Origin of the sequence: Pseudomonas sp. AM8 (genome assembly GCF_036346475.1) — a bacterium.
Taxonomy (GTDB): Bacteria; Pseudomonadota; Gammaproteobacteria; order Pseudomonadales; family Pseudomonadaceae; genus Aquipseudomonas; species Aquipseudomonas marginalis.
This window is the reverse complement of the sequence record NZ_JAOTNX010000028.1, coordinates 1-22,618: the sequence shown is the minus strand read 5'-3', so window position 1 is coordinate 22,618 and position 22,618 is coordinate 1. Positions and strand designations below refer to the sequence as shown.

The window sequence follows — 22,618 nt, the reverse complement described above, 5'->3', positions numbered from 1 at the left end:
GCCTGAAGCAACAATATAATTGACTAAGGCAACCATTCGAGTATCCGCCATGTCCACTCCCCTGCTTGTGGAACGCGCCGGCATCGTGCGCGGCTTCAATCGCTTCTACACCCACCAGATCGGCGTGCTGCAGGAACACCTGTTGCACAGCGACTATTCCCTGACTGAAATTCGGGTTATGTACGAGCTGTCCTCCCGTGGCGACCTCACCAGCGCCGACCTCTGCCAGATGCTCAGCCTCGACGCGGGTTACCTGAGCCGCCTGACCAGTGGTTTCGAGAAAAACGGCCTGATCCAGAAAGTCCGCTGCGCCACCGATGCGCGCGCGGTGCAATTGCACCTCACCGATCTCGGCCGCGCGGTCCTGGCGCCCCTGGAACAGCAGACCCAGGATGAAGTCATCGCCCTGCTCGAGAGCCTGCCCGAACCCCGGCAGCAGCAATTGACCGACGCCATGCAACGTATCCAGGCCCTGCTGCAAGACCGCCCGTCGAGCTACCTGCTGCGTGATCCACGGCCAGGGGATATGGGTCTGGTGGTGCAGCAGCAAGCGGCGCTGTATGCCCGCGAATACCACTGGAACTGGGAGTTTGAAGCGCTGGTGGCGGAGATCGTCGCCAAGTACCTGCGCGAGTTCGACCCGGCGCGGGAGCGCTGCTGGATCGCGGAGAAGGATGGCGAGGTGGTCGGCTCGGTGTTCGTTGTGCGCCATGACGATACAACCGCCAAGCTGCGCATGCTCTACGTGGATGCCAGTGCGCGGGGCCTGGGCATCGGCCAGCGCCTGGTGGACGAATGCCTGCGCTTTGCCCGCGATGTCGGCTACACCCGCATGATGTTGTGGACCATGAGCGCCTTGACCGATGCGCGCAAGCTCTACCAGAAAGCCGGTTTCGAGTTGGTGGAAGAGGAGCCCACCTTGAGTTTCGGCAAGCAACTGGTCAGCCAGACCTGGGCGCGCGCGTTGTAGAAAAGGCGCTTGAAGGAATGGGGCTCGACACAACGTTATGGGTGATTCGACGGACCTGTGGCGAGCGGGCTTGTCCCGCGTGGGGCTGCGCAGCAGCCCCTAAACCAGGCGCTGCGGTTTACCTGACAGAACACAGTGATCCTGATTGGGGCTGCTGCGCAGCCCCACGCGGGGCAAGCCCGCTCGCCACAGAGGTACCAGTTTGCTGCGCGACAGCGCGGCGGCCACGAGGTATTACAGGTCAGTGATTTCCTTATGGCGCGGCACCAGGGTCTTCATCACGCTCCAGGCCACCAGGTACGCCAGCGCACAGATCGCGAACATGATCATGTAGCCGGTGTGGATGTCATTGATGGACTTGTAGTAGTCGAACACCCAGCCGCCGATCTTGGTCATCACCACACCGCCGATGCCGCCGGCCATGCCGCCGATGCCGACCACCGAGGCCACGGTTTTCTGCGGGAACATGTCGGACACGGTGGTGAAGATGTTGCACGACCACGCCTGGTGCGCCGAGGCGCCGACGCCGATCAGCAATACCGGGACCCAGAAGCTGATGTAGCCCAACGGTTGCGCCAGCAACACCACCAACGGGAACAGCGCGATCACCAGCATGGCTTTCATGCGGCCGTCGTAGGGGGCATCGCCACGGGCCATGAAGTAGCTGGGGAACCAGCCGCCGCCGATGCTGCCGACCATGGTCATGCTGTACAGCACGGCCAGCGGCATGACGATATCGGCGCCTTTCATGCCGTATTGCGCCGACAGGTAGGTGGGCAGCCAGAACAGGAAGAACCACCACACGCCATCGGTCATGAACTTGCCGAAGGCAAACGCCCACGTCTGGCGGTAGGTGAGCAACTTGAACCACGAGACTTTTTTCTGTACCGCGCCTGCAACCGGCGGGATAGAGGGCTGCTGCGCCTGGTCGCTGCGGATATAGGCCAGCTCTACGGCCGACAGGCGTTTTTGCTGCTCCGGCTTCTCATACACCGCCGTCCATACCGCCACCCACACAAAGCCCAGCATGCCGATGACCATAAAGGCCGCTTCCCAGCCCCACATCCCGGCGATCAGCGGCACACAGATCGGCGCCAGGATCGCGCCGACGTTGGCGCCGGAGTTGAAGATCCCGGTGGCCAGCGAGCGTTCTTTCTTGGGGAAATATTCGGCGGTGGCCTTGATCGCAATCGGGAAGTTACCCGCCTCGCCGATCGCGAGCACCGCCCGGGACAGCATGAAGCCGGCGATGGACACGGGGATCACTGCCAGGCCGAGCGCACCGCTGACCGCGGCGATGCCCTCGCCCATCGGCACCGAGAACGCATGCATGATGGCGCCGGTGGACCAGATCGCAATCGCGATCACGTAGGCGGCCTTGGTGCCGATCTTGTCGACGAACCGCCCGGCAAACAGCATGGAGATCGCATACACAAACTGGAACACCGCCGCGATATTGGCGTAATCGGTGTTGCTCCAGCCAAATTGCGTCGACAACTGCGGCGCGAGCAGGCTGAGCACCTGGCGGTCGAGGTAGTTGACGGTGGTCGCGAAAAACAACATCGCGCAGATGGTCCAGCGATAGTTGCCTACAGCTTGGCCAACGCGCTGGGCGTTGATGGGCTCGATCAAGTTCATGGCATCACTTTTTATTTTTGTTAGGTAGGACATATGTAACGTCATATGTCGTCGTACAACTGTGGCTTTTATATCGGGCTACCTACCCGCTGTCAATCTGAAAGATTACGGCTTTTGCGAGCTATCTCGCGGGTGTAAAAAGTGCCAGGCGCAGCTAGGTTGTAGGACGACAAGCGCACATGACCACGGCGAGCGGGCTTCTTGTGGCAAGCCCGCTCACCACAGAATGCCGGATCGCCCCAGGGTAGGTGCTCACCCCGAAAACCCAGGCAATTGCACGCAAATTGCGCCCCAGGCAAAAAAACGCAAATAGCGGTGAATTATTTCATGTCCGCTTGTATCTGAACTGACAGAGCGGTGCCATCGCAACGATGGCACCTCCCCTGTTCTGTTTTAGAGTGGTCCGCATGAAATTACGTAAGAAAAGCGTCAAGCCCATCGGTTTGAAAGACATCACCATTGTTGACGACGCCAAGATGCGCAAGGCGATCACCGCCGCCGCACTGGGTAACGCCATGGAGTGGTTCGACTTTGGTGTCTACGGGTTTGTCGCCTATGTATTGGGCAAGGTGTTCTTCCCCGACGCCTCCCCCAGCGTACAAATGATCGCGGCACTGGCGACGTTCTCCGTGCCGTTCCTGATTCGTCCCCTGGGCGGCCTGTTCTTCGGCGCGCTGGGCGATAAATACGGACGCCAGAAAGTCCTCGCCGCGACCATTGTGATCATGTCGCTGAGCACCTTCGCCATCGGCCTGATTCCCGGGTACGCCTCCATCGGCATCTGGGCGCCGATCCTGCTGCTGCTGTGCAAAATGGCCCAGGGCTTCTCGGTGGGCGGTGAATACACCGGCGCCTCGATCTTCGTCGCCGAATATGCGCCGGACCGCAAGCGCGGCTTCCTCGGCAGTTGGCTGGACTTCGGCTCCATCGCCGGTTTCGTCCTCGGTGCCGGCGTCGTGGTGCTGATCTCCAGCGTGCTGGGCGAAGCCGACTTCGAGGCCTGGGGCTGGCGCCTGCCGTTCTTCCTGGCCCTGCCCCTGGGCATGATCGGCCTGTACCTGCGCCATGCGTTGGAAGAAACCCCGGCGTTCCAACAGCATGTCGACAAGCTCGAACAGGGTGACCGCGAAGGCCTGACCCATGGCCCGAAAGTGTCGTTCAAGGAGATCGCCACCAAGCACTGGCGCAGCCTGCTGACCTGCATCGGCATTGTCGCGGCCACTAACGTGACGTACTACATGCTGCTCACGTACATGCCGAGCTACCTGTCCCATAACCTGCACTACTCCGAAAACAGCGGTGTGCTGATCATCATCGCAATCATGGTCGGCATGCTGTTCGTGCAGCCGTTCATCGGTTTTGTCAGCGACAAGATCGGCCGCAAGCCCTTCATCATCGCCGGCAGCATCGGCCTGCTGTTCCTGGCCATTCCGGCCTTCATGCTGATCACCAGCGGCAAGACCGGCCTGATCTTCGCCGGCTTGCTGATCCTGGCCATCGTGCTTAACTTCTTCATCGGCGTCATGGCGTCCACGCTGCCGGCGATGTTCCCCACGCACCTGCGCTACAGCGCGTTGGCCAGTGCGTTCAACGTCTCGGTATTGATCGCCGGCGTCACGCCTACCGCGGTGGCCTGGCTGGTTGAAAGCACCAACGACCTGTACATGCCCGCCTACTACCTGATGGTGTTTGCGGTGGTCGGCCTGATCACCGGCCTGACCATGAAGGAAACCGCCAACAAACCCCTGCGCGGCGCAGCACCGGCTGCGTCGGACATGGAAGAAGCCAAGGAGTTGCTGCAGGAGCATCACGACAATATCGAGCAGAAAATCGAAGACATTGACGCCGAGATTGCCGAACTGGAAGCCAAGCGCCAGAACCTGGTGCAGCAGCATCCGCGTATCAACTAAGACCTGACCAAGCGTGGTGGCAAGGGCCGCCACGCCAGTGGAGTGTTCAACCATGCTTCCAAGCTGCACCGCCGCACACGCGTTACTCAGCGCCGACGAACGCGCTGCCATCGCCGAAATCGAAGCCACCACCAGCATCCTGCAATTGGTCACCCGCCTGACGGGCATGCGCTTTGCCGGCATCGCCAAGTTCACTGACCTGGAATGGATTGTCTGTTCAGCGCACGACCCCTTCGACATGGGCATTCATGCCGATGACGTGCTCGACCTGGAAACCACCCTGTGCAGCGAGTTCTGCATCAACCCACAGACCCTGTTCATCCCGCAGGTCAGCGCCAATGGCCGCTTTGCCGCACGCCCCGTGGTCAAGCAATACGCCATCGAGAGCTATGCCGGCGCGCCGATCTTCCTCCCGGATGGCCGCCTGTTCGGTGCACTGTGTGCGCTGGATTCCCGGGCGATGCTGTTTGACGACCCCAACCTGCCGGAAACCCTCAGCCTGTTTGCGCGGCTGATCGGCTGCATCTTCTACGCTAACTTGACGCCAGCGGACCGCTGACCGGCGCTTTGCCGCGCAGCATGGCCATATCGCGCTTGGGCGGCACACCAAACAGCCGGCTGTACTCGCGGCTGAACTGCGACGGGCTTTCATAGCCGACCTTGAACGCCGCGCTGGATACGTCCCGATGCTCGTTCAACATCAAACGCCGCGCTTCGTTGAGGCGCAGCCATTTCTGATACTGCAGCGGGCTCATGGCCGTCAGTTGGCGAAAGTGATGGTGAAACGTCGCCGCGCTCATCTGCACGCGCGCGGCCAGTTCGTCCACGCGCAGCGGCACGTCGTAATTGAGCTTGAGCCAATCGATCGCCCGCGCAATCCGATAACCCTGCCCGTCCACGGAGCAGATCTGGCGCAGTCGGCCGGCCTGGTCGCTCTGCAATAGCCGGAAGTGAATCTCGCGCTGGATCAAGGGCGCGAGCACCGGTATCGCTTCGGGCTCATCAAGCAATTCAACCAGGCGCGCAAAGGAGGCAAGCATGGCGCCGGTCACCACACCAATCCCCACGCCTTTCATCACCGCCCGCTCACGCGTTGGCGGCAACTCCCCCTGGGCGATCAGCTCGGCCAGGATGCGCAGGTCGAGCTTGAAGGTCAGGCCCAGGCACGGGCGGGTCGGGCTGGCGACCAGCACTTCGGAGTTGGCCGGTATATCCAGCGACGTGAGCAGAAATCGTGCCGTGTCATACGGGTACCCCTCGCCGCCGACCCACAGCCGCTTCTCACCCTGGGCAACCAGCACGATGCTCGGCTCGACCATGCACACCACGGGTGTCGCGGGCTGCTCACGCCGATAAAAGCCCAGGCCGGGGATGGGCATGGGGTAGTCGCCGGGGACGCAGACCCTTGAGCCGATCACGCGGACCAGCACGTCCAGGGGCGTTTGATTGATCTTCATAAAGGGCCCTTTGCTCTGATCGTTGGACTTTACCCCGACCGGCCCGCTGGCGTCCCCGGCAACCCGCCAGACTCAGAGGATCAGGCAAGTAATCCAGTGGAACGCACTACAGAACCCTCAGCCACGCCGGGAAAATGTGCCGCCCCCCTTCTCAAGGATCCATCCATGAAAAGCCTCTTGCTCACCCTGAGTCTGCTGGTGATTTCGTTCTCTTCTCTGGGAGCCGACATGTCCAACGGTGCAAACAACTTCTACACAAGCGACAAGGTGTCCGTCGAAAAAGTCACCTTCAACAATCAATACGGCATGCCGGTGGCGGGCAACCTGTTCGTGCCCAAACAGCTCGCCCCGGCCTCGAAAAATGCCGCGCTGATCGTCGGCCACCCGATGGGCGCCGTCAAGGAACAGAGCGCCAACCTCTACGCCACCAAAATGGCCGAACAGGGCTTTGTCACCTTGTCGCTGGACCTGTCGTTCTGGGGCGAAAGCGCAGGCACACCACGCAATGCGGTGCTGCCCGACCTCTACGCCGAAGACTTCAGCGCCGCCGTGGACTTCCTCGGTACCCGGCCGCTGGTCGATCGTGAGCGCATCGGCGTAATCGGCATCTGCGGCAGCGGCAGCTTTGCCATCGCGGCGGCAAAGATCGACCCACGCCTCAAGGCCATTGCCACGGTCAGCATGTACGACATGGGCGCCGCCAACCGCAACGGCCTCAAGCACGGCATGACAGCGGAACAACGCCGGCAGGTGCTGGTGCAGGCGGCCAACCAGCGTTACGTGGAATTCCAGGGCGGCGAGACCCTCTACACCAGCGGCACGCCGCTCAAGCGGAGCGGCAACCCGATTGGCGATGAGTTTTTCGATTTCTACCGCACACCGCGCGGTGAAGTCACACCGGCCGGCGCGTCGCCGCAGACCACCACCATGCCGACGCTGACCAGCAACGTGAAGTTCATGAACTTCTATCCGTTCAACGATATCGAGACCATTTCCCCTCGCCCGTTGCTGTTGATTGCCGGTGCCGATGCCCACTCCCGCGAGTTCAGCGAAGACGCCTACCACCGTGCCGCCGAGCCCAAGGAGCTGGTGATCATCCCCAACGCCGGCCACGTGGACCTCTACGACCGGGTCAACCTGATCCCCTTCGCCAAGCTCACCAGCTTCTTCAAAAGTCACTTGAAGTGATCTCGATAACCCCTCACGCGCCCCGCTGGGGCGCAGTCTTCGCCCTGTCCCTGGCGGCCTTTGCCCTGGTCGCCTCGGAGTTCATGCCGGTCAGCCTGCTGACCCCGCTGGCCGCCGACCTGGGTATCAGCCAAGGCCAGGCCGGCCAGGGCATTTCGGTGTCGGGCCTGTTTGCCTTGCTCACCAGCCTGGTGATCGCCCGAGTGGCGGCGCGCGTGGATCGCAAGCGCCTGCTGGTCGCGCTGACCTTGCTGATGATCGTTTCCGGCAGCGTGGTGGCATTCGCGCCGAACTACCTGATCTTCATGCTCGGCCGCGCCCTGATCGGTGTTGCCATCGGCGGCTTCTGGTCGCTGTCGGCAGCCACTGCCATGCGCCTGGTGCCCGAGGGCCAGGTGCCGCGCGCCTTGGCTATCGTCAATGGCGGTAACGCACTGGCAACCGTGATCGCGGCACCGCTGGGCAGTTTCCTCGGTGGTTTGATCGGCTGGCGTGGCGCGTTTTTCTGCGTGGTGCCGGTGGCCGTGGTCGCGGTGCTGTGGCTGCTGCTGAGCCTGCCGTCGATCACGCCCCGCAGCCAGGCCGACAACGGCAACCTGTTGCGCTTGATCAAGCGCGCCCCGGTGGCCCTGGGCATGCTTGCCATCAGCTTGTTTTTCATGGGCCAGTTCATGCTGTTCACCTACCTGCGGCCGTTTCTGGAAGGTGTTACCCAGGTGGGTGTGTCGCTGCTGTCGTTGATGTTGCTGGTGCTCGGCCTGGCCGGATTGGCCGGCACACTGCTGATCGAGCGTGTCCTGAAGAACAGCCTGTACCCCACGCTGATCGCCATTCCCGTATTGATGGCGGTGATCGCCCTGGCATTGGTCGCATTCGGCAGCTCGACCGTTATCACCGGCGCGCTGCTCTGTGTGTGGGGCCTGGTAGCCACCGCCGCGCCGGTGGGCTGGTGGACCTGGCTGGCAAAAACCCTGCCTGAGGATGCCGAGGCAGGGGGCGGCTTGATGGTTGCCATCATCCAACTGGCAATCGCCGCCGGGGCAACGCTGGGCGGTGTGGTGTTTGACCTGTCGGGCTACCAGGCGACGTTTGCCTTGAGCGCGGCGCTACTGTGCATGGCGGCGATACTCGCCTGGGCCGCAAGTACGGCGACAGCGTTCCGGTGAAGGCAAACCCATGTGGGCGCACGGCGCTGAAGCGCTAATTATTTTGCCCAGACAGCCGATACCCAGGCATATCCCTTACTTGCAGCGACGTCCTGCGGGAAATAATGCCGAACTCTCTCGCCCCCATTGTGCGCAAACTCTCCAATCGCACCAGCCTGTCGCTGGCGCGCACGTCGCTGTTCAATTTCGTGGCGTTGCTGGCCCTGGTCTTTGCCGCCGCCGCCTACTCCCTGGTTTACCTCGCGCACGAACTGGATCACTCCGAACAGCAGGAAAGCGCGTTTTATACGCGTAAAGCCGTGCAATCCCTGGAGAAGTCCCTGCGGGTGACCGTCAAGGACTACGCCTTCTGGAGCGATGCCTACAAGCACCTGCACATGACCGTGGACAGCGACTGGGCCTACGCGCGCGGCAACGTCGGCGCCACGCTGTATCAGGACTTCGGTTTCCAAGGCCTGTTCGTGGTCGATAACGACAATCGCACGGTCTACTCGGTGATCAAGGGCGCGCTGCAAAGCGTCGAGCTCTCGCAGTGGCTCGACCAGCCCCTGACCGAAATTATCGAGCAGGCGCGTGCCGGGGCTGAAAACGAAACACCGGTCACGGCGTTCATCAATGTACGCGGCAGCCCGGCACTGGTGGCCGCCGCCGCGATCACGCCCGGCACCGATCCCACGGTAGAGCCCGATGGCCGGCCGGCCTCGGTATTGATCTTCGTCGACGTTCTCAACAGCGCCAAGCTGAGTGCGATCGGCGATGACTTCGGCGTGGGCAAGCTGCATGTGGCCACGCCCGATGACATCGGCCAGACCCTGGTTTTCCCCCTTGGCGATAACGGCGCCGCCGGCAGCCTGCATTGGGAACCTGCGCGACCCGGCCTGCGCTTGATGAGCGTAGGCTTGCCGCTGCTGGGGTTGGCCGCGCTGCTGGTGTGCCTGATGACCTGGGTCATTCTGCGTCGCGCCACCGCCGCCGCCCTCGCCCTGGATGCCAGTCACACCTCCCTGCTGGACAGCCAGGCCGCCCTGGCCACCAGCGAGGCGCGCTTTCGTGACGTGGTGGAGGCCAGCTCGGACTGGGTCTGGGAAATCGATGTCGGCTGGCGTTTTACCTACCTGTCTGAGCGTTTCGAAAGCGTCACCGGCCTGACCCGGCAAGCCTGGCTCGGTGCGGCCATGAGCGACCTGCTGGACACCGAGGCCGACCTGCTGTCGCAGTGGCTGAGCACTCCGGGCCGGCGCGTGGACATCAGTGTGCAATGCTGCTATATCGATGCCCAGGGACAGGAGCGCACAACCCGGCTGTCGGCCCGGGAAATGCCCTGTGGCGGATTTCGCGGTACGGCCACCGACGTGACCGAAGAAGTCGAAGCACGTCGGCGCATCGAGTACCTGTCTCAACACGACGCCCTGACCGGGCTGCCCAACCGCACACGCCTGCAGGCGTTCCTGGACGGCAAACTCAAGACCCTGCCCGGCACCGAGCAGCCGCTGGTGATGCTCAGCCTCGACCTGGACCGCTTCAAGCCGGTCAATGACCTGCTCGGCCACGCCGCCGGTGACCGGGTGCTCAATCAAGTGTCCGGCCGCCTGGCCGCCTGCGTGCGCCACGGCGACCTGGTGGCTCGCGTCGGCGGCGATGAGTTTGTGCTGATCCTCAGCGACGCCGGCAGCCAGGATGAAGTCGAAAGCCTGTGCCTGCGCTTGATCGAGTCCATCGAGCAGGCGATCAAAATAGACGAACAAGAGGTGTTTATCAGTGCCAGTATCGGCATTGCCCTGGCGCCCACCGATGCCCGCGATGCCACCGAACTGCTGCGCTACGCCGATATCGCGCTGTATGAGGCCAAGGCGGCCGGGCGCAATACCTGGCGCTTTTACTCCGGGGACATGAATACGCGGATCATCGAGCGGCGGCGCCTGGAGAGCGATCTGCGCTTTGCGATCAAGCACGCCGAACTGCGCCTGCACTTCCAGCCGCGCTATCGCATCGCCGATGGGCAGATGGTCGGGGCCGAAGCCCTGGTGCGCTGGCAGCACCCGGTACGCGGGCTGATCGCCCCGGACACCTTTATTCCGATTGCCGAAGAATCGGGGCTGATCCTGGCGCTGAGTGATTGGGTACTGGCAACCGCGTGTGCGTGCGCGGCGCAGTGGCCCGACACGCTGTTCGTCTCGGTGAACCTGTCACCCACCGAGTTCAAGCGCGGCAACCTGGTGGAGCGCGTGCGCCACGCCCTGGACGCCTCGGGTATCGACCCTGCGCGCCTTGAGGTGGAAATGACCGAAAGCGTCATGCTCGAGGACGCCGTCGGCGCACTTGAGGTGATGCGCACGCTCAAGCAACTGGGCATCCGCATTGCCATGGATGACTTCGGCACCGGCTATTCGTCCCTCAGCTACCTGCGGGCGTTCCCGTTCGATGGTCTGAAAATCGACCGCAGCTTCCTCACCCGACTGGAGGAAAGCGAGGATGACAAGGCGATTATCCAAGCCATTGTCGGCTTGGGCCGTGCCCTTGCCCTGACGGTCACGGCCGAAGGCATCGAAACCGCTGAGCACCTGGCCATGCTCAAAAGCGTGGCGTGTGAAGAAGGCCAGGGCTACTTCCTCAGCCGACCGCTGGATATCGACGCATTCAACGGCTTGCTGGACGACTACTGCGCCGACGTCAGCGGAAAAAATGACTCGGGGTCTTGCCAAACTGTTTCTTGAACATGCTGGTAAACGCACTCGGGCTTTCGTAGCCCAGCTCCAGGGCCACGTCGATAATCTTCTGCCCCACCGCGATACGCTCCAATGCCAGCAGCAGCCGCGCCTGCTGGCGCCATTGGCCGAAGGTCATGCCGGTGTCCTTGCGGAACAGGCGCTGGATGGTTTTCTGGTCGAGGGCCAGGCGCTCGCTCCAATCCGCCACGGTGGAGGCATCGCCCGGGTCCTCCTGCCACGCCAGGCAGATCTGCTGGATACGCGGGTCGGCGGGTTGCGGCAGCGACAGCGGCAAGGCCGGCAACAGCGCCAGCTCGTCGAGGATCAGGTGCATGATCCGCGCATCGCGGGAGTCTTCGGCATAGGGCGGTTTCAAGCTCACGGAGGCCTTGATCAGCTCGCTCAGCAGCGGCGAAATACTCACCGCCTTGGTCTCGGTCGGCAGGTTGGGGAAACTGTCAGGGCGCACGAACACGCTACGCATTTTCAGGGCGCCCACGCAGCGCAGGGAGTGCACGTGCCCGCAGGGCATCCAGAAGCCGCGGTTGGGCGGTACCGTCCACTGGTTGTGCGCCGAATGCACCACCATCACGCCTTCGGTGGCGTAGAGTAATTGATGCTTTTCGTGACTGTGGTCGGGGATCACCCAGTTTTCCGGATAATCGGTGGCCGAACTGATGACAGCCCAGTCGCCCTCATCGATTTCCTGCAAAAATTTATCCAGTGATTTGATCATTTCGCCCTTTTTACGATGGTTGCCTCCCGAATTACGCGAGACAGGCATTCCTGACGAATCTAGCATAAGCTCTGAAACAAATTGAAATGGGCAGCCTGCTCAAGTACTCCCTGCCCCTCTTCGCTGCCTTGTATGGAATGCCTGCATGTCGACCCTGACCGCATCACCTGCCGCCACCTCGAGTCCGCCCCAAGTAAGCCCGTTAGTCATGCGTATCCTCGGCGCCTGTGCCCTGGCGCACCTGATCAATGACCTGATCCAGGCCGTATTACCGTCGATCTACCCGATGCTCAAGGCCAACTACGGCCTGACGTTTACCCAGGTCGGCCTGATCACCCTGACGTTCCAGCTGACCGCCTCGCTGCTGCAACCCTGGATCGGCTACCACACCGACCGGCATCCCAAGCCGTGGCTGCTGCCGGCGGGCATGGTCTGCACCCTGGTCGGCATCCTGATGCTGGCGTTTGTCGGCAGCTTCCCGGCGATCCTGCTGGCGGCAGCCCTGGTGGGCGTCGGCTCATCGACCTTCCACCCGGAAACCTCGCGCGTCGCACGCCTGGCCTCCGGCGGGCGCTATGGCCTGGCGCAATCGACCTTCCAGGTCGGCGGCAACACCGGCAGCGCGTTGGGGCCGTTGCTCGCGGCGGCGATCATCATTCCTTACGGCCAGGGCAACATCGCCTGGTTCGGGCTGTTTGCCGTGTTCGCGATCCTGGTGCTGTACGGCTTGAGCCGCTGGTACCGCAACCACCTCAACCTGTTCAAGCTCAAGCAAGGCGGCAAAGCCACCCACGGCTTGTCCAAAGGCCGCGTGACGTTTGCCCTGGTGGTGCTGGCGGTGCTGGTGTTCTCCAAATACTTCTACATGACCAGCCTGACCAGCTTCTTCACGTTCTACCTGATTGAAAAATTCCACCTGTCGGTATCGAGTTCTCAGATGTACCTGTTCCTGTTCCTCGGTGCAGTGGCCGTGGGCACCTTCGCGGGCGGGCCGATCGGCGACCGGATCGGGCGCAAGAAAGTCATCTGGTTCTCGATCCTCGGTGCCGCGCCGTTCACCCTGGCCCTGCCCTACGTCGACCTGTTCTGGACCGCCGTGCTCAGCGTGGTGATCGGCTTCATCCTCGCCTCGGCGTTCTCGGCCATCGTGGTGTTTGCCCAGGAACTGGTGCCCGGCAATGTCGGCATGATCGCCGGGATCTTTTTCGGCCTGATGTTCGGCTTCAGCGGGATCGGCGCGGCGCTGCTCGGCCTGCTCGCCGACAGCCACGGCATCGAGTACGTCTACACACTGTGCTCATTCCTGCCACTGGTGGGCATCCTGACGATACTGCTGCCGTCGACCAAAGGCGTCTAGACCGCCGATCATCGGATGGCTGTATGCCATTATCCTTTGGGCTCTGAAAAACCTGCGTGTGCGCTTACAATCCCCAGCCTCAACGCACACCCAGGCAGACCCGGCACGAAATGACGCTCGACCCTCCTACGATTTTGGCACTCACCGTTGCCCTGGCCGCCGCTGCTGCCCTGTACCTGGCCATAGAATGGCGCAGCGTACGCGAACCTTCGCTGCTGTTCTGGAGCGCCGGTTTCGCCACCATCACCGTCGGCTCCACCTTGGCCCTGCTGCGCATCAATGGCTACCTGCTCATCGGCATCTGGTTTGCCAACGGCTTGTTGGTGGCCGCGCACTGCCTGTTCTTGCTCGGGGTCGCGCGCTTTACCCAGGTACGCCTGTCGCCGCGGTGGTGGCTGCTGCTGGCCGTGTGGCTGGGCATGCTGATGCTCCCGACCGACCTGCCGTGGTCCAAAGCCATGTTGGGCGTGCAGTCGCTGCTGGTCGCGCTGCCGACCCTGCGCGCCAGTTTCCTGCTGCGGCCCCACGGCCGATCATTGAGCATCGGCGCGGTGCAACTGCGTTATGTGCTGCTGGTCCACGGCATGTTCTACGTGGCCAAGGCGCTGTCGGTGGTGATCCCCGGCACCTTGATCGACCTTGCGGCGTTCAAGGGCGAGATCATCCAGGTGTCCCTGGTGGAAGGCGCCATGGCGATCATGCTGATTGCGCTGTCGATGACCGGCTCGGAACGCTACCGCCGCGAACAGCAGATCGCCCGCCTCGCCGCCCGCGACCCGCTCACCGCCCTCTACAACCGCCGCGCCCTCGACCTGCGCGCGCCGCGCCTGCTGGCCCAGGTGTCGGCGCAACAACCGGGCGCACTGCTGCTGATCGATATCGACAACTTCAAGTCGGTCAACGACCTCCACGGCCATACCGCCGGCGACCGTGTGCTGATCGCCTTGAGCGAGATGATTCGCGCAGTCGTGCCCCGAGGCGCGCTGGCCGCACGTTTGGGCGGTGATGAGTTTGTGATCCTGCTTAACCCGGCCTCGACCGAGCAGATCGTCGAACTGGGCAGCAGCCTGCGCGAGCAGTTCCAGCAACTGGCCGCACAAACCTTTGCCACGCCCGCGCCGGTGACCCTGAGCATCGGCGCCACCCTGTTCGACCAGCCGCCGGCCAGCCTGGCGGCGCTGATCGAACAGGGAGATACCACGCTGTATGAATCCAAGCGTGGCGGACGGGACAGCATTCGGTTGGTGGATCGGACGGGGGCCTACAGGTCGTAACTGACCGCCACGCACCTCCCCGTCCTCACCGACTCCAACGCACAATCGGCCAGATGCAGCGCATACAACCCGTCGCGCACACTGGTGGGCAGTGCCTGGCCGTTGTTCAGCGCATCGATAAACCGGGTCAGCTCATTGCGATAGGCATCGGCGTAACGCTCCAGGAAGAAATGCTGCAACGGTTCCAGCGCTTCGGTGTGGTCGGCGCTCCAGTGGCGCAGGGTGCTGGGGCGATGGTTGTCGGTGAGCAGCACGCCAAGGGCGCCGGAGACTTCCACGCGCTGGTCGTAACCGTATACCGCCTGGCGGCAGCAGTTGATATGGCATTGCTTGCCGGAGGCGGTACGCAGCAGGACCATCACGCTGTCGTAGTCGTCGATCTGTTCCAGGCTCGGGTCCACCAGGCGGCTGGCGATGGCGCTGACTTCCACCGGTTCTTCGCCGAGCAGGTGGCGGGCGGTGTCGAAGTCGTGGATGGTCATGTCGCGCAGGATGCCACCGGAGTGTTCCAGGTAGTCCCGCGGGGCCAGGCCTGGGTCGCGACTGGTGATGATCACTTGGCGCACTGCGCCGATCTGGCCGGCATCCAGGGCCTGGCGCAGGCGCAGCATGTCGGGGTCGAAACGGCGATTGAAGCCGAGCATCACCTTGCCGCCCTGGCGCTCCACGGCCTGGGCGGCGCTGCGGGCCTTGGCGATGTCGAGGTCGATGGGCTTCTCGCAGAGTACCGCCTTGCCCTGGGCGACCGCCGCCAACAGCAGGTCGATATGGGTGTCGGTGGGGGTGCCGATGACCACGGCGTCGATGTCTTTGCGCGTGAGGACGGCGGCGCAATCGTAGGCCGCCTCGCAGCCCAGTTGGCGGCTGAGGGCATCGACGCCTTCGCGCCAGGGATCGGCCACCAGCACCAGCGTGGCATTCGGGTGGGCGGCGACATTGGCGGCGTGGATCCTGGCGATGCGCCCGGCACCTAGAACAGCGATACGTAGCATGGTTGAACTCCTGATCTTGTTGTTTGGGGGAGTGCTCAGTCCGGCAGGTTGAACGGGGTGACGATCTGCACCTGTGACGGCGCAATCGGGCCGGCCTTCCACAACCGGTGGTAGTGCAGGATGTGCAGGAACACGTGGCGGGCATCGATCTGCAGGTTGTGGTCGATGATCGCGGCGATTTTTTCGTCCAGCAGCAGTTGGCGGTTTTCTTCGTCGAGGTCGTGGCCGATAAACACCTCCAGCGGGCGACCCAGGGCGGCGAAGGCGTCGACAATCGCACGGTTGCCGCCGCCGACGCTGTACACCGCCTTGAGGCCGGGATGCTGTTGCAGCGCCTGGGTGACCCGCTCGAAGGTGCGCGGGTACACGCCATAGCCGCCGCTGACGTCCAGCACCCGCAGGTGGGGGGCTCGCCCGCGCAGCCAGGCGCGAAAGCCCATCTCGCGCTCCTCCTCGCCACGGAACAACTCGCTGCCGATCACCACCGCCACGTCCTGGGGCAACGCCGGCAGCCAGCGCGACATCAGGTAGGCGGCGGTCTGGCCGGCGGTGCGGTTGTCCATGCCGACGTAGCCGATGCGCTCGCTTTGCGGCAAGTCCGTCACCAGGGTCACCACCGGGATGCCCGCTGCGATCAGATGCTTGACGGCCTGGTTCACCGCCGGTTCGTCGGCGGCCTTGAGCACCACGCCCTGGCTGCCTGTGTCGAGGCAGCGCAGCAACTGATCGTGCATGGCCTGGGGTTCGATTTCTTCGAACAGGTGAAAACGCGGGGCGATGCGAAACGGCGCCAGGCTAGCCAGTTGCGCGGTGATCGCCGCCTGCACCGCGGCGCTGAAGCGCTGGGGCGTGTGCATGATCACGTCGACATGGAAGGTGCGCCCTACCGCCAGGCCGTTTTTTTCCTGGGACTCCAGCTCATCCAGCGCCTGCTCGATACGTCGACGAGTCTGGCCGTGCACGCTGCCGCGCTGATGCAGCACGCGGTCGACCGTGGCCTTGCTCACGCCCGCCTGGGTCGCGAGTTGCTTGATGGAGAAGTGTTTGGCGCGTTCGAGCATGGGTTTCGCCTGAGGTGTTTATGAGGTCTTTTTTAGGTATTACTGAGGTTTTGCAATGCTAGTCTCAGTTTTGTCCGGCGTCGAGCCGGGCAATCAAAACAACAACAATCCAGGAGAACCCCATGCCTCAAGCCGACCTCGCCAGTACGTTCAACGGCCAATATTTTGTCGTCACCGGCAGCACCCAGGGCCTGGGCGCCGCCGTGGCCCACACCCTGGCGCGACGCGGCGCCGCCGGGCTGATCATTTGCGGGCGGCGCCGCGCCCAGGGCGAAGAACAGGTGCGGCAGTTGGCGCAGCTGGATTGCCAGGCGTTTTTTGTCGAGGCCGACCTTGAACAGGTCGAGGATTGCCGCGCGATCATCGAGGCCGCGCGCACCCACTTCGGCACCCTGCATGGCCTGGTGAACTGCGCCGGGATGTCGGACCGCGGCACCATTGTCGACACCTCGCCGCAGCTGTTCGATCGGCTGATGGCGGTGAATGTGCGGGCGCCGTTTTTCCTGATGCAGGACGCGTTGAAATTGATGATCAGCCAGGGCGTGGAAGGCGCCGTGGTAAACATCCAGAGCATCACCGGGCATGGTGGTCAATCGTTCCTTTGCGCGTATGCGGCGTCCAAAGGTGCGCTGGCGATCCTGACCAGGAACGTGGCGTTCAGTGCGCTGCGCAACCGGATCCGCGTCAACGGCCTGAACATCGGCTGGATGGACACGCCCCATGAGGATCAGATCCAGCGCCAGTACCACGGCGCCCAGGACGGTTGGCTGGCTGAGGCGGAACGCGCGCAGCCGTTCGGCCGCCTGCTCAAGCCCGAAGAGGTGGCGCAAAGCGTGGCGTTCCTGCTGTCGCGCGAGTCGGGGATGATGACCGGCGCGGTGATCGACCTGGAGCAAGGCGTGGTCGGCTGCACCGACAGCGGCAGCCCGCAGCCCTTCAATGCCCTGAGCCTGGGAGGTGAGTAATGTCGGCATTTGTGACACTGCAGGATGTACGCATTGAGGATTTCAAGCGGATTTGCGCGCAACAGGCGCGTGCCGAGGACTATCCCCTGGCTGCGGAAGTGCTCGGCAACGTGCCGGTCTATCAGGCCTGCACCTTGCGCAACAGCGACCGCCACACGGTGATGAATGAACTGCACCGTTTGTTTCGCGATGGACCGGGCGTGATGGTGGTGCGCCGCGCCTATGAGGACCTGGAAGTGGTGGATCGCCACAGCCAGGTGTTCGAGGCGATCTTTGCCCAGGAGGCCGCCCAAGGCGTGGCCGCCGACCATTTTGCCAAGGCCGGCAGTAACGGGCGTATCTGGAATTCATTGCAGAAGGCCGCGCTACAGTCGCCGCAATCCTTTGTGGAGTATTACGCCAACCCGCTGCTGGGGCTGATCGCCGAGGCATGGCTGGGCCCGAGCTATCAGGTAACGGCGCAAGTGAACGTGGTGCACCCCGGCGGCCAGGCGCAACAGCCGCACCGCGACTATCACCTGGGCTTCCAGACCACCGAGGTGGTGGAGCGCTTTCCCCTGCCCTTGCATGTGCTGTCCCAGTACCTGACGTTGCAGGGCGCAGTGGCCCACTCGGCGATGCCGCTGGAAAGCGGCCCCACCCAGTTGCTGCCGTTTTCCCAGCAATACGCCCTGGGTTACCTGGCCTGGCGGCGCCCCGAATTTATCGAGCACTTCCAGCAGCACGCCGTGCAACTGGCGCTGGACAAGGGCGACCTGCTGTTTTTCAACCCGGCGCTGTTCCACGCCGCCGGCACCAACCGCACGGCCGGCCACCAGCGCATGGCCAACCTGCTGCAAATCTCCTCGGCCTTCGGCAAGCCCATGGAAGCCCTCGACCGCGACCGCATGATGCTGGCGGTGTACCCGGTCCTGCTGGCCAACACGGCCCTGGATGCCCAGGCGATTGCAGCGGTGGTGGCCTGCACCGCCGACGGCTATGCCTTCCCCACCAACCTCGACACCGACCCACCCTTGCAGGGCCTGGCCCCGCAAACCGGGCAGCAACTCATGCTGCAGGCCCTCGACGAACGCTGGGCGTATGAGGACTTCGCCGCGGCCGTGGCGCAACTGCGGGCCAAGCGCCAGGCGTGATGTTTTAACAACAACAAAAACAACGGAGCACAACCATGAAGAAGCAACTCCTTGCGGCACTCTTGACCCTCGCCATCACCCCCTGGGCGCTGGCCGATATACGGATCGGCGTGAGCATCGCCCAGGTCGACGACGTATTTCTCGCGCAAATGCGTGACTACATGGCCGCCCACGCCCGGGAACTGCCCGGCGTGACCCTGCAATTCGAAGACGCCCAGGGCGACGTGGTGCGCCAGCTTAACCAGGTGCAGAACTTCACCGCCCAGGGCATGGACGCAATTATCGTCAACGCCGTAGACACCGCCGCCACCCAGAAAATGACGGTCAATGCCCAACAGGCCAGGATCCCGCTGGTGTACATCAACCGCCGCCCCGAGTTCAAGGAAGTACCGCCAGGGGTTGGCTATGTCGGCTCGGATGAGATCAAGGCCGGTGAAATCCAGATGCGCTACCTGGCCGAGAAAATGGGCGGCAAAGGCAACCTGGCGATCATGCTCGGGCTGCTGTCCAACAACGCCACCCACAACCGCACGCAGGGGGTCAAGAACGTGCTCAAGGACTATCCGGGTATAAAGATCGTCGAGGAGCAGAGTGCCGAATGGCAGCGCAGCAAGGCAATTGACCTGATGAACAACTGGATCGTGTCCGGGCGCAAAATCGACGCCGTGGCGGCGAATGCCGATGAAATGGCGATTGGCGCGGCCATGGCGATCAGCCAGGCCGGCATGCAGCCCGGCAAGGATATTCTGGTGGCCGGCAGCGATGGCGGCGCGGCCGGTTTGGACGCAGTGAAGAAAGGCCAGTTGCTGGTGACGGCGTATCAGGACAACAAGGGGCAGGCCGTGGGCTCGATTGACCTGGCGGTGAAGATGGTCAAGAAACAGCCGTATGACGCCGAGCTGACCATTCCTTATCAGCAGATCACCAAGGACAACTACCAGGCATTCCTCAACCCATAAACTTCATCGTGGCGAGGGGGCTTGCTCCCTCGCCACAAGTAGACCCGTCAGTCCTGACGTTCTGCGCGTCGCACAACCCCATTGACGACGATATACAGCAACGGCCCCACCGACACGAACACAGCCGTCAGCAAGAAGTACGGCAGCACCGACGCCAGCGACCGCCCCCGCGCCCGTGCATCCCGGTACATCCACACACAGGCCAGCACGGCCATCAGGTACAGGTCGATGACGACCTGCGCGGTGTCCGGGCGCGATATCAACTCTTGTCCGAAGGCCAGCAACGATTGCTCGGCCGTGAGCAGCGTGAACAGGGTGTACAGCGAAAAACCCAGCAGAGCGGCGAGGGCCAGATAAGGTTTGTGCATGGTCTGTTCCTTGACGTGATCGAAGCCCACCCTAGTGATAAGGTTGCCCCCTCGCAATGACCTCGGAGGTCATAGTCACGCCATGGATAACCCCGCTACTGCCGGCGAACATCTGCGCCAGCTACGCCGACAGGCTGGTCTGAGCCAACTTGACCTGGCCCTGATCACCGGCGTGTCCCAGCGCCACCTCAGTTGCCTCGAAACCGGCCGCGCCAAGCCGAGCCCAGGTACGTTGCATCACCTGCTCAGCGCACTGGAAACACCGCTGGAGCAGTGCAACCGCGTATTCCTCGCCGCCGGCTTCGCGCCCCGCTATACCGCTACCCCGCTCGCCTCCCCGGCCATGGCTGCAATTCGCGAGGCGGTCAGCCATGTCCTGCACGCCAACAACCCGGCCCCGGCGATCCTGCTGGGCAGCCACTGGGAAGTGCTGGCGGCGAATGCGAGTACCGGCGCGCTGTTGGCACTGGCGGGGGTCACGCCGCCGCTGGAAGGCCTGAACCTGCTGACCACCCTGCTGCAACCCGGCGGCCTGGGCGACCACCTGGTCAACGCCGAAGAAATCCGCACCCTGGCCTGGCAACGGGCAAGCCGCGAGGCGCTGGACAACCCTGTGCTGGCCGCTCTACTGGAGAGCCTGCCCGCCCCCGCCCACACCACGCCGCCGCCTGAAATGCCGCCGCTGGTGTTGACCCGCGTGCATACCAGCCAGGGCGAGCTGAGCTTTCTGTCCACCTTCACCACCTTCGGCATGCCCCAGGACATCACCCTCGCCTCCCTGCGTATCGAACATCTGATTCCCGCAGACGACGCCACCTGGCAGGTGATGCGTGCCGCCCATGGGGAAAATGCCGCACTGGTTTTGTGAAATATCTGTACGTAGACTGCCGCCATACCTCAACTTAAGGCGGCGAAGAAAACGTCATGCAAGTTACCGAAGTCTCCATTGCCCAATTGCGCGCGGCGCTCGAATCCGGCCAGACCACGGCCGTTGAACTGGTGCAGGCTTACCTCGCACGGATCGATGCCTACGACGGCCCGCAGACCGCTACCGCCCTCAACGCCGTCGTCGTGCGTAACCCCGAAGCCCTCAAGGAAGCCCAAGACTCCGATGCACGTCGGGCCAAGGGCGAAACCTTGGGGCCATTGGATGGCATTCCCTACACCGCCAAGGACAGCTACCTGGTCAAGGGGCTGACCGCCGCCTCCGGCAGCCCGGCCTTCGCCAAGCTGGTCGCCCAGCGCGATGCGTTCACCATCGAGCGCCTGCGCGCCGGTGGCGCCATCTGCCTGGGCAAGACCAACATGCCGCCGATGGCCAATGGCGGCATGCAGCGCGGCGTGTATGGCCGCGCGGAAAGCCCGTATAACGCCGACTACCTCACCGCGCCGTTCGCCTCCGGTTCGTCCAACGGTGCCGGCACCGCCACCGCCGCCAGCTTTGCCGCCTTCGGCCTGGCGGAAGAAACCTGGTCCAGCGGCCGTGGCCCGGCGTCCAACAATGGCCTGTGCGCCTACACCCCGTCCCGTGGGGTGATTTCGGTGCGCGGCAACTGGCCGTTGACCCCGACCATGGACGTGGTAGTTCCCTACGCCCGCACCATGGCCGACCTGCTGGAAGTGCTCGACGTGGTAGTGGCTGAAGACCCGCACACCCGTGGAGACCTGTGGCGCCTGCAGCCGTGGGTGCCGATCCCCAGCGTCGCCTCGGTGCGCCCGGCGTCTTACCCTGAATTGGCGGCGACGGCCGAATCCCTGGCCGGCAAACGCTTCGGCGTGCCGCGCATGTACATCAACGCCGACCCCGAGGCCGGCACCAGCAAGAAGCCCGGCATCGGCGGCCCCACCGGGCAGAAGATAAACACCCGTGCCAGCGTGATCGACCTCTGGAAAGACGCACGCCAGGCGCTGGAAGCCGCCGGTGCCGAAGTCATCGAGGTCGACTTCCCACTGGTGTCCAACTGCGAAGGCGACCGCCCAGGCGCGCCGACCGTGTTTACCCGTGGCCTGGTGTCCCGGGAATTCCTGCACGATGAACTGTGGGAACTGTCGGCCTGGGCCTTCGATGATTTCCTGCGCGCCAACAACGACCCGGCCCTGAACCGCCTGGCCGATGTGGACGGGCCGAAAATCTTCCCCCACGACCCCGGCACCCTGCCCAACCGTGAGGACGACCTGGCCGCCGGCATGGACGAGTACGTGCGCATGGCCGAGCGTGGCATCACCCCGTGGAACGAGATCAGCACCGTCCCCGATGGCCTGCGCGGCCTGGAGCAAACCCGGCGGATCGACCTGGAAGACTGGATGGATAAGCTCGGCCTCGACGCTGTGCTGTTCCCCACCGTGGCCGATGTAGGCCCTGCGGATGCCGATGTGAACGAAGCCAGTGCGGACATTGCCTGGAGCAACGGTGTGTGGGTGGCCAACGGCAACCTCGCCATCCGCCACCTGGGCGTGCCTACCGTTACCGTGCCCATGGGCGTGATGGCGGACATCGGCATGCCGGTCGGGCTGACCTTTGCCGGGCGCGCCTACGATGATTCGGCATTGCTGCGGTTTGCGGCGGCGTATGAAGCCACCGGCAGCAAACGCCTGATCCCGCCGCGCACGCCGCCGCTGGCGACAAACTAACTGCTTCACTGTGGGAGGGGGCTTGCTCCCGATGTGGGAGTGTCAGTTGATGCATCTGTGGCTGACCCACTGCCATCGGGAGCAAGCCCCCTCCCACATTTGGAT

Annotated in this window: 19 protein-coding genes; 13 read left to right on the top strand and 6 right to left on the bottom strand. The window is 63.4% G+C overall.

Annotation, left to right across the window (positions count from 1 at the left end; translation table 11 throughout):
- The first annotated feature begins 49 nt into the window (after positions 1-49).
- The gene (locus tag V3W40_RS34240) at positions 50-970 is read left to right on the top strand and encodes a bifunctional helix-turn-helix transcriptional regulator/GNAT family N-acetyltransferase (protein WP_330216506.1); all 921 of its coding nucleotides are present in this window, start codon (positions 50-52) and stop codon (positions 968-970) included.
- Between the two features lie 234 nt (positions 971-1,204).
- On the opposite strand, the gene V3W40_RS34235 is transcribed toward V3W40_RS34240, so the two are convergent.
- On the bottom strand, positions 1,205-2,608 hold the full coding sequence (locus tag V3W40_RS34235) for an MFS transporter (RefSeq protein WP_330216505.1): 1,404 nt from the start codon (positions 2,606-2,608) through the stop codon (positions 1,205-1,207).
- A 407-nt stretch (positions 2,609-3,015) separates the two neighbouring features.
- On the opposite strand from V3W40_RS34235, the gene proP reads away from it, so the two are divergent.
- Together proP and V3W40_RS34225 are read left to right on the top strand one after the other, a co-directional pair.
- Positions 3,016-4,518 (top strand): glycine betaine/L-proline transporter ProP, encoded by a 1,503-nt coding sequence (gene proP, locus V3W40_RS34230; RefSeq protein WP_065928052.1) that lies wholly within the window; start codon positions 3,016-3,018, stop codon positions 4,516-4,518.
- Between the two features lie 52 nt (positions 4,519-4,570).
- Positions 4,571-5,077, top strand: a complete 507-nt coding sequence (locus V3W40_RS34225; RefSeq protein WP_065928051.1) for a GAF domain-containing protein — start codon at positions 4,571-4,573, stop codon at positions 5,075-5,077.
- On the opposite strand, the gene V3W40_RS34220 is transcribed toward V3W40_RS34225, so the two are convergent.
- Positions 5,052-5,975: an AraC family transcriptional regulator gene (locus V3W40_RS34220; RefSeq protein ID WP_330216504.1), complete on the bottom strand. Its 924-nt coding sequence runs from the start codon at positions 5,973-5,975 to the stop codon at positions 5,052-5,054. The two genes, V3W40_RS34225 and V3W40_RS34220, sit on opposite strands and share 26 nt — an antisense overlap.
- Before the next feature lie 165 nt (positions 5,976-6,140).
- Here V3W40_RS34220 and V3W40_RS34215 point away from each other — a divergent pair, with 165 nt between their 5' ends.
- From V3W40_RS34215 to V3W40_RS34205, 3 genes are all read left to right on the top strand, one after another.
- Positions 6,141-7,163 carry an alpha/beta hydrolase gene (locus V3W40_RS34215; protein WP_074846947.1) on the top strand — a complete coding sequence of 341 codons (1,023 nt, stop codon included), beginning with the start codon at positions 6,141-6,143 and terminating at the stop codon, positions 7,161-7,163.
- Positions 7,160-8,329, top strand: coding sequence for an MFS transporter (locus V3W40_RS34210; RefSeq protein ID WP_330216503.1), 1,170 nt, complete (start codon positions 7,160-7,162; stop codon positions 8,327-8,329). The genes V3W40_RS34215 and V3W40_RS34210 overlap by 4 nt, the downstream gene beginning before the upstream one ends.
- Before the next feature lie 104 nt (positions 8,330-8,433).
- Positions 8,434-11,043 carry a bifunctional diguanylate cyclase/phosphodiesterase gene (locus V3W40_RS34205; RefSeq protein ID WP_330216502.1) on the top strand — a complete coding sequence of 870 codons (2,610 nt, stop codon included), beginning with the start codon at positions 8,434-8,436 and terminating at the stop codon, positions 11,041-11,043.
- On the opposite strand, the gene V3W40_RS34200 is transcribed toward V3W40_RS34205, so the two are convergent.
- Positions 11,000-11,821, bottom strand: coding sequence for an AraC family transcriptional regulator (locus V3W40_RS34200; protein ID WP_330216501.1), 822 nt, complete (start codon positions 11,819-11,821; stop codon positions 11,000-11,002). The genes V3W40_RS34205 and V3W40_RS34200 overlap by 44 nt on opposite strands.
- A gap of 97 nt (positions 11,822-11,918) precedes the next feature.
- On the opposite strand from V3W40_RS34200, the gene V3W40_RS34195 reads away from it, so the two are divergent.
- Together V3W40_RS34195 and V3W40_RS34190 are read left to right on the top strand one after the other, a co-directional pair.
- On the top strand, positions 11,919-13,130 hold the full coding sequence (locus tag V3W40_RS34195) for an MFS transporter (RefSeq protein WP_330216500.1): 1,212 nt from the start codon (positions 11,919-11,921) through the stop codon (positions 13,128-13,130).
- Positions 13,131-13,240: 110 nt separating this feature from the next.
- Positions 13,241-14,404, top strand: a complete 1,164-nt coding sequence (locus V3W40_RS34190) for a GGDEF domain-containing protein (RefSeq protein ID WP_027608507.1) — start codon at positions 13,241-13,243, stop codon at positions 14,402-14,404.
- Here the strand turns inward: V3W40_RS34190 and iolG are convergent.
- Positions 14,392-15,396, bottom strand: a complete 1,005-nt coding sequence (gene iolG / locus V3W40_RS34185; protein WP_330216499.1) for an inositol 2-dehydrogenase — start codon at positions 15,394-15,396, stop codon at positions 14,392-14,394. The genes V3W40_RS34190 and iolG overlap by 13 nt on opposite strands.
- Positions 15,397-15,431: 35 nt before the next feature.
- The gene (locus tag V3W40_RS34180) at positions 15,432-16,457 is read right to left on the bottom strand and encodes a LacI family DNA-binding transcriptional regulator (RefSeq protein WP_065928042.1); all 1,026 of its coding nucleotides are present in this window, start codon (positions 16,455-16,457) and stop codon (positions 15,432-15,434) included.
- A gap of 122 nt (positions 16,458-16,579) precedes the next feature.
- On the opposite strand from V3W40_RS34180, the gene V3W40_RS34175 reads away from it, so the two are divergent.
- The 3 genes from V3W40_RS34175 to V3W40_RS34165 are packed head-to-tail and all read left to right on the top strand — an operon-like array spanning position 16,580 to position 19,514.
- The gene (locus tag V3W40_RS34175; protein ID WP_065928041.1) at positions 16,580-17,422 is read left to right on the top strand and encodes an SDR family oxidoreductase; all 843 of its coding nucleotides are present in this window, start codon (positions 16,580-16,582) and stop codon (positions 17,420-17,422) included.
- The gene (locus V3W40_RS34170; RefSeq protein ID WP_065928040.1) at positions 17,422-18,555 is read left to right on the top strand and encodes a phytanoyl-CoA dioxygenase family protein; all 1,134 of its coding nucleotides are present in this window, start codon (positions 17,422-17,424) and stop codon (positions 18,553-18,555) included. Before V3W40_RS34175 ends, V3W40_RS34170 begins: the two co-directional genes overlap by 1 nt.
- Positions 18,556-18,590: 35 nt before the next feature.
- Positions 18,591-19,514: a sugar ABC transporter substrate-binding protein gene (locus V3W40_RS34165; RefSeq protein WP_330216498.1), complete on the top strand. Its 924-nt coding sequence runs from the start codon at positions 18,591-18,593 to the stop codon at positions 19,512-19,514.
- A gap of 47 nt (positions 19,515-19,561) precedes the next feature.
- Here V3W40_RS34165 and V3W40_RS34160 read toward each other — a convergent pair whose 3' ends face one another.
- On the bottom strand, positions 19,562-19,882 hold the full coding sequence (locus V3W40_RS34160; RefSeq protein WP_330216497.1) for a DUF2834 domain-containing protein: 321 nt from the start codon (positions 19,880-19,882) through the stop codon (positions 19,562-19,564).
- Positions 19,883-19,964: 82 nt separating this feature from the next.
- Here V3W40_RS34160 and V3W40_RS34155 point away from each other — a divergent pair, with 82 nt between their 5' ends.
- Complete coding sequence (locus tag V3W40_RS34155; protein WP_330216496.1) at positions 19,965-20,750, top strand: helix-turn-helix domain-containing protein; 786 nt, start codon at positions 19,965-19,967, stop codon at positions 20,748-20,750.
- Positions 20,751-20,806: 56 nt separating this feature from the next.
- On the top strand, positions 20,807-22,513 hold the full coding sequence (locus V3W40_RS34150) for an amidase (RefSeq protein ID WP_330216495.1): 1,707 nt from the start codon (positions 20,807-20,809) through the stop codon (positions 22,511-22,513).
- The last annotated feature ends 105 nt before the right edge of the window (positions 22,514-22,618 follow it).